This window comes from Limnohabitans sp. 2KL-17, assembly GCF_003063415.1.
Classification (GTDB): Bacteria; Pseudomonadota; Gammaproteobacteria; order Burkholderiales; family Burkholderiaceae_C; genus Limnohabitans_A.
In genome coordinates this window covers 79,046-91,502 of record NZ_NESK01000010.1, presented here as the reverse complement: position 1 = coordinate 91,502, position 12,457 = coordinate 79,046, and the positions used below count along the sequence as shown (strand labels likewise).

The window sequence follows — 12,457 nt, the reverse complement described above, 5'->3', positions numbered from 1 at the left end:
GGGCGCTGCTGGGTGCCTCGCTTTGCAGCGCGCAGGCGCCGCCCAAGTTGGCACCACCGGTGTCGCAGCAAGTGCCTGTCCCGCCCTTGACGGGCCATGTCATTGACCAGACCAACACCCTGACCGAAGAGCAGCAAAAAAATATCGAGCAAGAACTGGCCGCATTTGAAGCCCGCAAAGGCAGCCAGCTGGCGGTGTTGCTGGTGCCCAGCACGCAGCCCGAAACCATCGAACAATATGCGCTGCGTGTCGCTGAGCAATGGAAGCTGGGCCGCAAAAAAGTGGACGATGGCGCGATTTTGGTGGTCGCCAAAAACGACCGGACGGTGCGCATCGAGGTGGGCTACGGGCTGGAAGGCGCTTTGACCGACGCCACCAGCAAACGCATCATCGAAGAAGTCATCACCCCCGCCTTTCGGCAGCAAAACTTTGCAGGCGGCATCTCGGTGGGGGTGCAGCGCATGATGGGGGTGATCGATGGCGAACCACTGCCCTCACCTGCGGTAGGCCAGTCTGCCGACCCCTTCAACGACATCGCCTGGATCATTTTGGCGGGCGCGCTGCTTGGCGTTGTCTTGCGGGCTGTGCTGGGGCGATTTCCGGGCGCAGTGATGACCGCCGCCCTCGTCGGCGCTTTCACCTGGTTCATGCTGGGCATCTTGTCCTTGGCGCTGACCGCCTCTTTTATCACCCTGCTGACCACCTGGGTCGGCATTGCCGGGCTGCTGCGCGCCAGACTTGGTGGGCGCGGTGGCCCGGGGGGTGGTCCTGGGGGTGGCTTCAAGGGCGGCGGTGGCGGGTTTGGCGGTGGGGGCGCATCGGGCAAATGGTGAGCGCATGACATTGAGGCGCTCACCCGACCACCGCTACACACTTTTGAAAGTGTTCCCATGACCGACCAATTGCCAGAACGCCGAGCGAGCCAAATTTCGCCGGAAGATGTACACCAGCTTCGCGTGTTGCGGGCGCACAGGCGGGCACACAGGCGCAGGCAGGCACCAGAAGCCACCACGCCGCAGGAGCACTTTGACATCGGGCCACCAACTCGCGGGCAAAGGTTGGCCGACAAAGTGGCGGCCACCATCGGCTCGTGGCGATTCATTATTTTTCAGAGCAGCGCCATCGCTTTGTGGATCACGGGCAATGTGCTGGTCGGGCGAGGCGCGTGGGACCCCTACCCCTTCATATTGCTCAACCTGTTGCTGTCGTTCCAAGCCGCCTACACCGCGCCGGCCATCATGATGAGCCAGAACCGCCAGTCCGTGCTGGACCGCCGGCACGCGCAAAACGATTACGAAATCAACGTCAAAGCCGAACTGGAAATCGAGCTACTGCACGAAAAAATCGACCTCATGAAAGAGCAAGAGCTGCTGGCCCTGACCCAGGCCGTGCGCGACCTGACTGCCCAAGTCGCAGCCATGACGCCGAGGGTTTGAGACAATAGCGCCATGGACAAACCCGACTGGCTGGAACACATCACCCAGCTCACTTGGCGCTTGGCAAGCTATGCCACGCGCAACATGATCGATGATGCGGCCATGCTGTCCTTGCTATTTTGCTGAAAGAATTGGCATCTTTGTCTGGCAATTCGTGGGAGGTAAGCCGCTGCAACAGCAACGCCGCAGCATGAGCTAAGTGCCCGCTTGGTGGGTTCAAACCAAGGCCCGCTTCGCTGCCACACTTGCCCGCGCAGCGTGCAGTTTTTTGTAGCTGTCGAGCAAGCGCTGATGCCGGTCCAGGCTTTCCAGCTTGAGGCTGGTGGGCGTGAGGCCATGAAAGCGCACGCTGCCGTCCACTGAGCCAACGGCCGCGTCCATGCGCTCATCGCCGAACATGCGCCTGAAGTTGACAGCGTAATCTGCCAAGGCCAAGTCCTCGCCCAGCGTGACTTCCAGAACCACATTCAAGGCTTGGTAAAACAAGCGGCGCTCCACCGTGTTGTCGTTGTACTGCAAGAAAGCGCCCACCAGTTCGTGGGCCTCTTCCAGCTGCTGCAAAGCCAGGTGAATCAAAAGCTTCAGCTCCATCACCGTCAGCTGGCCCCACACCGTGTTGTCGTCGAACTCGATGCCGATCAGCGTAGCGATGTCGAGGTAATCGTCAAGCTCGTTGTTCTCCAACCGATCCAACAAAGCGGCCAGGGCCTCGTCGTCCAAGCGGTGCAGGTTCAGCACATCGGCGCGGAACAAGAGCGCTTTGTTGGTGTTGTCCCAAATCAAGTCATCGACCGGGTACACCTCGGAATAACCGGGCACCAAGATACGGCAAGCGGTGGCACCAAGTTGGTCGTGCACCGCCACATAGGCCTCTTTGCCCATGGCCTGCAAGATGCCGAACAGCGTGGCGGCCTCTTGGGCGGTGGCGTCTTCCCCTTGCCCGGCAAAGCCCCATTCCACAAACGCATGGTCAGCTTGGGCGCTGAAAAAACGCCACGACACGATGCCGCTGGAGTCGATGAAGTGCTCCACAAAATTATTGGGCTCGGTCACGGCGTTGCTGATGAACGTGGGCGCGGGCAGGTCGTTGAGGCCCTCAAAACTGCGGCCCTGCAGCAGCTCGGTCAGGCTGCGCTCCAGCGCCACCTCCAAACGGGGGTGTGCGCCAAAGGACGCGAACACACCGCCCGTGCGCGGGTTCATAAGGGTCACGCACATCACCGGGTACACCCCGCCCAGCGAAGCGTCTTTGACCAAGACCGGGAAACCCTGCGCTTCCAAGGCCTCGATGCCCGCCACGATGCCGGGGTATTTGGCGAGCACGGCTGGTGGCACGTCGGGCAAAGCCATTTCACCTTCCAAGATCTCGCGCTTGACGGCCCGCTCAAAAATTTCGGACAGACACTGCACCTGCGCTTCAACCAAGGTGTTGCCCGCGCTCATGCCGTTGCTCACAAACAGGTTTTCCACCAGGTTGGACGGGAAGTACACCAGCTCACCGTCGGACTGGCGCACATAGGGCAGCGCACAAATGCCGCGCTGGGTGTTGCCCGAGTTGGTGTCGAACAGGTGCGAGGCGCGCAGCTCGCCATCGGGGTTGTAAATGCGCAAGCAGTGCGCATCCAACAAGCCTTTGGGCAACGCGTCGCCCTTGCCGGGCTGGAACCAACGCTCTTGCGGATCGTGCACAAAGTCGGCTTGCGCGATGTCTTCGCCAAAAAAAACGCCCGCGTAAAAGTGGTTGTTGTTCAGCCGCTCAATGTATTCGCCCAGCGCCGAGGCCAAAGCGCTCTCTTTGCTTGAGCCCTTGCCGTTGGTGAAGCACATGGGCGAATGCGCGTCGCGAATGTGCAGCGACCACACATTGGGCACCAAGTTGCGCCACGACGCGATCTCGATCTTGATGCCCAAGTTGGCCAGCACCGCCGTCATGTTGGCGATGGTCTGCTCCAGCGGCAAGTCTTTGCCCGCAATGCGGGTCTGCGTGAGCGCATCGGGCTTGAGCATGAGCAAGGCCTGCGCGTCGGCATCCAGGTTGTCCACCGCCTCGACCACAAACACCGGCCCGGCTTGAATGGCCTTTTTGACCGTGCAGCGGTCGATGGACCGCAAGATGCCTTGGCGGTCTTTGTCGGACATATCGGCCGGCAACTCCACCTGAATCTTGATGGTCTGCAGGTAGCGGTTATCAGGGTCCACGATGTTGTTTTGCGACAAGCGGATGTGCTCGGTGGCAATGCCGCGCGTCTCGCAATACAGCTTCACAAAATACGCCGCACACAAAGCCGAAGACGCCAAAAAATAATCAAACGGCCCCGGCGCCGAGCCATCGCCCTTGTAACGAATAGGCTGATCGGCCAGCACAGTGAAGTCGTCAAACTTGGCCTCCAGGCGCAGTTTGTCGAGAAAATTGACTTTGATATCCATGCTGTGCTTCCAAAAAAACAAACGCCCACAAAGGGGCGATGGGTCTGTGATACGCCAAGGCCAAGAGAACTGGCCCGGCGCAGGGGCCTCAACCCCAGAGCTTTTTAACCCGCGCGTCCCGCCCACAACTCAATCGATAGTAGCGGTAGCGCAGTTCGTTCTTCTTGTAGTAGTCCTGGTGGTACTCCTCGGCCAGATAGAACGCAGAGCTGGGCGCCAGCTCGGTGTGAATGGTGCTGAATCGGCCGCTGCGGATCAAGGCGTCGCGGCTGGCTTCGGCAATGGCGCGTTCGGCCTCATTTTGCCAATAAATTCCGCTGCGGTATTGAGGACCGACATCACAAAACTGCTGGTCTTTGACGGTCGGGTCGATGTGCCGCCAAAAATAGTCGACCAACTGCGCGTAACTGACTTGACTCGGGTCGTACAGCACCCTCACCGCCTCGGTATGGCCCGTGCGACCGGCACTGACTTGCGCGTAGGTGGGCTGGGGCGTTTGGCCGGCGGTGTAGCCCGACTCAACGGCCAAGACATCGGCCAATTTTTCAAAGTCGGCTTCGATGCACCAGAAACAACCACCGGCAAACAGGGCATAAGCCATGGGCTGGCCGTTGATCACGGGCGCTGCCGCCAACTCGGTGGGCGTGGGCTGGGCCGCAGAGGCTTGGCCTGCGTTGGTGGACTGGCTGGGCGTGCAAGCCGTCAACAAGAAAGCGCCAGCGGCGCATGCCATGGTCAACCAACGCAGAGGCTTCCAAAAAGATGGGGTGTTCATGGTCATGCCCTCAATGCGGGGAGGGTTTGGCCTTCGGGCACAAACGCCAAGGCCACACCGTTGTTGCAAAAGCGCTTGCCCGTGGGTTTGGGCCCGTCATCGAACACATGCCCGTGGTGCCCGCCACAGCGCGAACAGTGGTATTCGGTGCGCGGGTAGATGAGCTTGAAATCAGTGGTGGTGCCCAAAGCACCCGGCAAGGCTTGGAAAAAACTGGGCCAACCCGTGCCACTCTCGTATTTGTGGGCCGCGCTGAACAAGGGCAAGTTACAGGCCACACACACAAAGGTGCCGGGCCGCTTCTCGGCGTTAAGCGGGCTGCTGCCCGGGCGTTCGGTGCCGTGCTCAAACAGCACCTCATACGCGCTCGGCGAGACCAACTTGCGCCACTCGGCTTTGGTTTTCTTCAGTGGAAAAGCGGCCGCCGCCGCGCCCAAGGGCACGGTGGCACTGGCCAGCCAGGCCGAGAAAATTTTGATCATATGACGTCGTTTCATGGGAGTGACCTGGTTGGTTGCTGAAACACGGGGCTTCATGACCCAGTTCGTTGGGGAAGGCCAAAAGTTACAGGGTCGTCAGCATTGGCTGGTGGATTGTCATGTTTTTTGAAGCCGCAAGCTCAGCAGCCCGAATGCGGGGTATGGCCGCCCCCTAAAATGCAAACCTATGTTCGAACAAACCTTTAAAAACATCGATGACATCTTGCACAAAGACGCGGGGTGCACCAGCGAGCTGGACTACACCGAGCAATCAAGTTGGCTGCTGTTTTTAAAGTACCTCGACGCCCTCGAAGCCGACAAAGCCACCGAGGCGGTGCTGGAGGGGCGTGACTACCAGTTCATCTTGGGCGAGCCCTACCGCTGGGCCACATGGGCCGCCCCCAAAGGGGCTGACGGCAAAATCGACCACAACGCCGCCATGACGGGCGACGACCTCAAAGGCTTCGTCAACGGCAAACTGTTTCCGTATCTGGCAGGCTTCAAGCAACGCGCCAGCGGGCCGCAGACCATCGAATACAAAATCGGCGAAGTCTTTGGCGAGATCACCAACAAAATCCAGAGTGGCTACAACCTGCGCGATGTGATCGACCGCATCGACGAACTGCGCTTTGGGAGCCAGGCCCAAAAGCACGAGCTGTCGCACCTGTACGAAGCCAAAATCAAAAACATGGGCAACGCCGGGCGCAACGGCGGCGAATACTACACACCACGCCCACTGATCCGCGCCATGATCGAGGTGATGCAGCCCCAAATTGGCGAACGCATCTATGACGCGGCCTGCGGGTCGGCAGGCTTTTTGTGCGAAGCCTTTGCCTACCTCAGCCCCAAAGCCACCAAGGCCGACGACCTGGACACGCTGCAAAAACGCACCTTTTACGGCAAAGAGAAAAAGAGCCTGGCTTACGTGATCGGCATCATGAACATGATCCTGCACGGCATCGAGGCACCCAACATCGTGCACACCAACACGCTGGGCGAAAACATCAACGACATCCAGGAGCGCGACCGCTACGACGTGATCCTGGCCAACCCGCCCTTTGGCGGCAAAGAGCGCAAAGAAGTGCAGCAAAACTTCCCAATCAAAACCGGGGAAACCGCTTTCTTGTTCATGCAGCACTTCATCAAAAGCCTGCGTGCCGGGGGCCGTGCGGCGGTGGTCATCAAAAACACATTCCTCAGCAACACCGACAACGCCAGTGTGGCCCTGCGCAAACAACTGCTGACCGACTGCAACCTGCACACCGTGCTGGACTGCCCCGGCGGCACCTTTCAAGGCGCGGGCGTCAAAACCGTGGTGCTGTTTTTCACCAAAGGCGAGCCCACCCGCAAGACTTGGTTCTACCAATTGGACCCCGGCCGCAACATGGGCAAGACTAATCCGCTGAACGACGCGGACTTGGTGGAGTTTGTGCAACTGCAAAAGAGCTTTGCCGACTCGCCCAAAAGCTGGAGCGTGGCGGCTGACAGCGTGAACCTGGACACGTTTGACCTGTCGGTGAAAAACCCGAACGGCGGCGAAGCAGTGGTGCACCGCAGCCCGGCAGACATACTGGACGAGATCGCGGCGCTGGATGCCGAGGCGGCGGAGGTGTTGGGGAATATTCGGGGGTTGTTGGCGTGAATGCGGGTTACAAGCCATGCTCGCTTGGCAGCGTTGCAAAAGTTATCGCTGGTCAGTCGCCAGAAGGCAAGTATTACAACGATAAGGGTGAGGGTTTGCCTTTCTACCAAGGCAAAAAAGAATTTGGAGAACGGGTCATCGGTGAACCAACGACTTGGACGACTTACGTAACGAAAATTGGAGAACCTGGCGACATCCTGATGTCAGTCAGAGCGCCAGTTGGCCCTGTCAACTTCACTGATCAAAAAATCTGTATTGGGCGTGGATTAGCGGCAATCCGGACCAATGACACTATTGATTCGGACTTTCTTTATTACCAACTGTTATCCAAACAGGACGGAATAGCCGGAACAGAAGGGGCCGTTTTCGCGTCTATCAATAAAGCCGCAATTGAAGCGCTCCAAGTTGTAGTTCCTGCAATCGAAGAACAACGCCGCATCGTCACCCTCCTCGACGAAGCCTTTGCCGACATCGCCACTGCAAAAGCCAACGCCGAAAAGAACCTCCGAAACGCCCGCGAGCTTTTTGAAAGTGCTTTGTATTTAATTGAGGGAAAAAAGGAACAACTCGGCGAATACGTGACGATCAAAACCGGAAAACTAGATGCCAATGCTGCCGTAGTTGACGGTGAGTACCCGTTCTTCACCTGCTCAAGAGAAATTTTTGAGATTGATACCTTCGCCTTTGATTGCGAGGCCATTTTGTTAGCTGGTAACAATGCCGTTGGTGATTTCAACGTCAAACACTACAGCGGCAAGTTCAACGCCTATCAACGTACCTACGTCATCACGATCCAAGATGAAGAAAAGTTGCGCTACCGCTATCTCTATTTCCAGATGATCAAAAGCCTCAAAAAATTCAAAGAACAATCCGTAGGGTCCAGCACGAAATTTCTCAAGCTTGGAATGATCAAAGAATTGGAAATCACACTCCCTTCAATCCAAGAACAGGACCGCCAACTTAAATTACTCAGCGGCTTACTTAAACAGGTCGAGGATTTGGAATTCATTTACCGCCAAAAACTCACCGCCCTCGACGACCTCAAAAAATCCCTGCTGCACCAAGCCTTCAGCGGGCAGTTGACGCAGTAGGTGCAAAATTTGCACACACTGCCACCCCCTGAAAATCCAAGCCAGTCCAAATAAATTAGGATGACGACCATGGCCAAAAGCAACTTGTTAAAGACCCAAGACGTCACCTTTCTGGACTTGATCGGTAACGGTAAGAAATACCGTGTACCTTCGTTTCAACGCGACTACGCTTGGGAAGAGGAGCAGTGGGAAGATCTGTGGAACGACATTCAGGAGTTACTGAGTGCGCCCGGGAGCTTCCACTACATGGGCGCTTTGGTGGTCGAGGCTGTTTCTGACCGCGAATTTCAGATCATTGACGGTCAACAACGGGTCGCGACACTGAGCGTGTTGGCCTTGGCGGTGATTGATCGCCTTCAGCAATTGCCCGGCGATGAAGCCACCAAAGCGGCCAATGCCGAACGCGCATCCGAGCTGCGCAAAAGGTTCATCGGAGAAAAAGACCCCGCCTCTCTGCTGCAAAGCAGTAAGCTTTTCCTGAACGACACCGACGACGGGTTTTATCAAGACTACTTGGTTCAGTTGCGCACGCCGGGCAACCCCCGCGGTCTGCCCAAGTCCAACCGGATGCTGTGGCAGTGTTTTGGGTGGTTTCAAAAACGACTGCTGGACTCTGGCTTGGAAGGCGAAGCGCTTGCGCGGTTGCTGTCTGACACGGTGGCGCGGCAACTCCTGTTCATCCTGATCACGGTCGAAGACGACATCAGCGCCTACACCGTGTTTGAAACACTCAATGCCCGTGGCCTAGAGCTGTCCTCCACTGATTTGCTCAAGAACTTCTTGTTCTCTCGCGTGCCTGTCCGCACCGATCTGGATGCCCTGCAACGCCGCTGGCGTCAGATGATCGGCAAAGTCAAACATGAGCGCTTTCCGGACTTTTTGCGTTACCACTTGTTGTGTCGGTTCCCGCAAATTCGCAAACAGCGCCTGTTCAAGAAGGTGCGCGAAGAGGTCAAAACATCGGCAGATGTGTTTGCCCTGATGGATGCACTGGAGCAACGCGCAGACTTGTTCGCTGCCATGGACGACACTGCGCACGAGTTTTGGCTGGACCGCCCGGCTGCCAAGCCCTATGTGCGGGACTTGCAGTTGTTTGGTGTGCGCCAGCACATGCCTTTGGTGTTTGCCGCATGGGAGCAAATGAGCGCGGACGACTTCACCCGCGTGCTCAAACTGCTGTGCGTGCTGTCGGTGCGCTACACCGTCATTGGCAGCTTGAACACCAACGAGCTGGAGCCTGTTTACCATCGGGCCGCCAAGGCGCTGCTGGTTAGCGCTGTCCGCACGCCTGCAGAAGTGTTTGCGCAGCTGCGCAGCGTCTACGTGGATGATGAAAAATTTGTGCGCGACTTTTCGCACAAGGAAATGGACACCACCGGCCGCCGCAAGAAAGTGGCGAAATACCTGCTGTGCGAACTGGAAAGCGACGCATCTGGCAAGCATCACGATTGGGAAAGCGACACCGGCACCATCGAGCACATCCTGCCCGAGAACCCCTCTGCGCAATGGGACGAACCCTTCAACCCAGATCGCCAGAAAGACTTCATCTACCGTTTGGGCAATCTGATGCTGCTGGAGCCAACCATCAACCGCCAATGTCAAAACGGCAGTTTTGAAGACAAGCGAGCCGAGTACGGGCGAAGCAGTTATGCCACCGCCAAAGCAATGGGGCTAAGCGATCAGGCGGATTGGTCACCCGCTACCCTGGCTCTGCGCCAGGAACGCATGGCCCAGCGGGCAGCGCATGTCTGGCGCTCGGACTTTGTTTGAGTGTTTGTGAATCAACAGTAAGCCATATGGTTTGGGTCGGTGACAAATCGTCACCAACTGCGCAGAAATCGGGAAATTCAGTCGGTTACCCGCTGTAACCGACTGAATCGGTTCAGCCGCGCGAGAAAACGTACAGTTGAAACGGTGACAAGCTGTCACCAGTTGCCCAACCCAACCAGCCGGATATTGAAACCAAATTGGCTACACTGATTCGGTTTCACTAATGAGCCCGTCCATGACACCTAACCCCGCCAGTAAGACCGCCATTGCGATTTACCAGGCCGATAACGGCTCTGTCGAGGTTCGGCTGCAAAGTGAAACCGTCTGGCTCCGTCAAGAGCAAATGACTCAGCTTTTCGGGCGGGAACGCTCTGTCATCACGAAGCACATCAAAAATGTCTTTGCTGAAGGGGAGTTGGAGGAAATAAGCAATGTGCAAAATTTGCACATTGCTGGTTCGGATAAAACCGTTATGAACATGCTGGCACAGCAGAACTGACCCATGAACGAAGCCGAAACCCGCGCCGAACACATCGACCCTGCACTTGCCGCCGCGGGCTGGGGCCAGGTGGATGGCAGCCGCGTTTTGCGAGAGCACAACATCACGGCGGGCAGGCTGCAAGGCGCGGGCAAGCGGGCGCGGGCCGACATTGCCGACTATGTGCTGGTCTACCGCAACACCAAGCTGGCGGTGATCGAGGCCAAAGCCTGGGCCAAGCCGCTGACCGAGGGCGTGGGCCAGGCCAAAAGCTACGCGGCCAAGCTGGCCATTCGCCACACCTATGCCACCAATGGCCAGGGCATTTACGGCATCGACATGCACACGGGGGCTGAAGAGCAAGTGACTCGCTACCCCACGCCCGACGAGCTGTGGGACATGGCCTTTGGCGAGAGCGAAGCGCAAGCCGCCGCCTGGCGCAAACGCTTTGCCGCCGTGCCGCTCGAAGACAAAGGCGGCACCTGGACGGGCCGCTATTACCAAGAGAGCGCCATCACCCGCGTGCTGGAGGCGGTGGCCAATGGCAAAGACCGTGTGCTGCTGACGCTGGCCACAGGCACGGGCAAGACCTTCATCGCGTTTCAGCTCGCTTGGAAGCTGTTTCACAGCCGCTGGAATCTGAAGGACTGGAAAGAAGGCACCGAGCCCAGCCGCCGCCCGCGCATTTTGTTTTTGGCAGACCGCAACATCTTGGCCAACCAGGCGTTCACCGCGTTCTCGCCCTTTCCCGAAGATGCGGTGGTTCGCATCGACCCCGGCGACATCAAGAAAAAAGGCCGCGTGCCCAAGAACGGCAGCGTGTTCTTCACGATCTTCCAGACCTTCATGAGTGGGCCTGGCGAGACCCCCTACTTTGGCGAATACCCGCCGGACTTCTTTGACTTCATCATCATCGACGAGTGCCACCGGGGCGGCGCCAACGACGAAGGCAGCTGGCGGGCCATCCTCGAATACTTCAGCCCCGCCGTGCAGCTGGGCCTGACGGCCACACCCAAGCGCACCATCAATGCCGACACCTATGGCTATTTTGGCGATCCGGTTTACACCTACTCGCTCAAGGACGGCATCAACGATGGCTTTTTGACGCCGTTTCGCGTCAAGCAAATCGTGACCACGCTGGACGATTACGTCTACACCGCCGACGACATGGTGCTGGACGGCGAAGTGCAGCAAGGCAAGCGTTACGAAGAAAAAGACTTCAACCGCAGCATCGAGATCAAAGAGCGCGAGGCCTACCGCGTCAAGCTGTTCATGGACAGCATCGACCAGCGCGAAAAAACCATCGTGTTTTGCGCCACCCAGCAACACGCCCTGGTGGTGCGCGACCTGATCAACCAGATGAAAACCAGCCCCGCGCCCGACTACTGCGTGCGCGTGACCGCCAACGACGGCAAGCTAGGCGAGCAGCACCTGAGCCAGTTTCAGGACAACGAAAAATCGCTGCCCACCATCTTGACCACCTCGCAAAAACTCTCAACGGGCGTGGACGCCCGCAACGTGCGCAACATCGTGCTGATGCGGCCCGTGAATTCGATGATCGAGTTCAAGCAAATCATCGGACGCGGCACCCGCCTTTATGACGGCAAGGACTACTTCACGATCTATGACTTTGTGAAGGCGCACCACCTGTTCTGCGACCCGGAATGGGACGGCGAACCTGTGGAGCCCGAACCACCGACAGAAAAGCCTTTGCCCCCGATCTGGCAGCCACAAGACCCCACCGAGCCACCCACGGTGCGCGAGCCTGGTGAGGAGCGCCCGGCCAAGCTGGTGGTCAAACTGGCCGACGGCAAAACCCGCACCATCCAGCACATCACCTCCACCAGCTACTGGGGGCCAGACGGCAAGCCGCTGTCACCCGCGCAGTTTTTGGAAAGCCTGTTTGGTGCCCTGCCCGAGTTCTTCAAAAACGAAGACGAACTGCGCACCCTGTGGGCCGACCCGACCACGCGCAAAGCGCTGCTAGGCGGCCTGGCCGACAAAGGTTTTGGTCGCGACCCGCTGCGCGAAATGCAACGCATCATCGACGCCGAGAAAAGCGACCTGTTCGACGTGCTGGCCTACGTGGCCTTTGCCCTGCCCACCGAAACCCGTGCCACCCGCGCAGATCGCGCCAAGGCCCACAACGCGGTGACGTATGGCCAAAAGCAACAAGCGTTTTTAGCCTTTGTGTTGGACCAGTACGTGACCCAAGGCGTGGACCAACTCGACGCTGACAAACTCACCCCACTGCTCAAGCTGCGCTACAACGCACTGAATGACGCGATGGCGGAATTGGGGGATGCGGTGCAGGTCAGGCAGGCGTTTGTGGGGATGCAGCGGTATTTGTATAAATAAA

The 12,457-nt window shown here is 58.0% G+C and carries 10 protein-coding genes; 7 read left to right on the top strand and 3 right to left on the bottom strand.

The features are described 5' to 3' along the window. Positions 1-8 precede the first annotated feature (8 nt). The gene (locus B9Z45_RS06600; protein WP_108406464.1) at positions 9-833 is read left to right on the top strand and encodes a YgcG family protein; all 825 of its coding nucleotides are present in this window, start codon (positions 9-11) and stop codon (positions 831-833) included. 57 nt (positions 834-890) lie between these two features. Next, entirely contained in the window at positions 891-1,436 is a 546-nt protein-coding gene (locus B9Z45_RS06595; RefSeq protein ID WP_108406434.1) for a DUF1003 domain-containing protein, read from the top strand. 216 nt (positions 1,437-1,652) lie between these two features. Here the strand turns inward: B9Z45_RS06595 and B9Z45_RS06590 are convergent, their stop codons facing one another. The 3 genes from B9Z45_RS06590 to msrB all read right to left on the bottom strand — a co-directional run bounded on the left by B9Z45_RS06590 (position 1,653) and on the right by msrB (position 5,135). Beyond that, a complete protein-coding gene (locus B9Z45_RS06590) occupies positions 1,653-3,863 on the bottom strand; it encodes an OsmC domain/YcaO domain-containing protein (RefSeq protein WP_108406433.1) in 2,211 nt (736 codons plus the stop codon). An 88-nt stretch (positions 3,864-3,951) separates the two neighbouring features. After that, on the bottom strand, positions 3,952-4,638 hold the full coding sequence (gene msrA / locus B9Z45_RS06585; RefSeq protein ID WP_233252101.1) for a peptide-methionine (S)-S-oxide reductase MsrA: 687 nt from the start codon (positions 4,636-4,638) through the stop codon (positions 3,952-3,954). Positions 4,639-4,640: 2 nt separating this feature from the next. Further along, positions 4,641-5,135, bottom strand: a complete 495-nt coding sequence (gene msrB / locus B9Z45_RS06580; RefSeq protein ID WP_108406432.1) for a peptide-methionine (R)-S-oxide reductase MsrB — start codon at positions 5,133-5,135, stop codon at positions 4,641-4,643. A 169-nt stretch (positions 5,136-5,304) separates the two neighbouring features. Between msrB and B9Z45_RS06575 the strand changes: the two genes are divergently transcribed. From B9Z45_RS06575 to hsdR, 5 genes are all read left to right on the top strand, one after another. Further along, positions 5,305-6,759: an N-6 DNA methylase gene (locus B9Z45_RS06575; RefSeq protein WP_108406431.1), complete on the top strand. Its 1,455-nt coding sequence runs from the start codon at positions 5,305-5,307 to the stop codon at positions 6,757-6,759. Further along, positions 6,756-7,850: a restriction endonuclease subunit S gene (locus tag B9Z45_RS06570; protein WP_108406430.1), complete on the top strand. Its 1,095-nt coding sequence runs from the start codon at positions 6,756-6,758 to the stop codon at positions 7,848-7,850. Before B9Z45_RS06575 ends, B9Z45_RS06570 begins: the two co-directional genes overlap by 4 nt. A 69-nt stretch (positions 7,851-7,919) precedes the next feature. Beyond that, positions 7,920-9,620 (top strand): DUF262 domain-containing protein, encoded by a 1,701-nt coding sequence (locus B9Z45_RS06565; RefSeq protein ID WP_108406462.1) that lies wholly within the window; start codon positions 7,920-7,922, stop codon positions 9,618-9,620. 235 nt (positions 9,621-9,855) lie between these two features. Then, positions 9,856-10,119: a hypothetical protein gene (locus B9Z45_RS06560; RefSeq protein ID WP_199221856.1), complete on the top strand. Its 264-nt coding sequence runs from the start codon at positions 9,856-9,858 to the stop codon at positions 10,117-10,119. A gap of 3 nt (positions 10,120-10,122) precedes the next feature. Further along, positions 10,123-12,456 carry an EcoAI/FtnUII family type I restriction enzme subunit R gene (gene hsdR / locus B9Z45_RS06555; protein ID WP_108406429.1) on the top strand — a complete coding sequence of 778 codons (2,334 nt, stop codon included), beginning with the start codon at positions 10,123-10,125 and terminating at the stop codon, positions 12,454-12,456. The last annotated feature ends 1 nt before the right edge of the window (position 12,457 follow it).

Coding starts and splice junctions, on each gene's coding strand:
- B9Z45_RS06595 (WP_108406434.1), top strand. CDS start 891: ATGACCGACCAATTGCCAGAACGCCGAGCGAGCCAAATTTCGCCGGAA.
- B9Z45_RS06590 (WP_108406433.1), bottom strand. CDS start 3,863: ATGGATATCAAAGTCAATTTTCTCGACAAACTGCGCCTGGAGGCCAAG.
- msrA (WP_233252101.1), bottom strand. CDS start 4,638: ATGAACACCCCATCTTTTTGGAAGCCTCTGCGTTGGTTGACCATGGCA.
- msrB (WP_108406432.1), bottom strand. CDS start 5,135: ATGAAACGACGTCATATGATCAAAATTTTCTCGGCCTGGCTGGCCAGT.
- B9Z45_RS06575 (WP_108406431.1), top strand. CDS start 5,305: ATGTTCGAACAAACCTTTAAAAACATCGATGACATCTTGCACAAAGAC.
- B9Z45_RS06565 (WP_108406462.1), top strand. CDS start 7,920: ATGGCCAAAAGCAACTTGTTAAAGACCCAAGACGTCACCTTTCTGGAC.
- B9Z45_RS06560 (WP_199221856.1), top strand. CDS start 9,856: ATGACACCTAACCCCGCCAGTAAGACCGCCATTGCGATTTACCAGGCC.
- hsdR (WP_108406429.1), top strand. CDS start 10,123: ATGAACGAAGCCGAAACCCGCGCCGAACACATCGACCCTGCACTTGCC.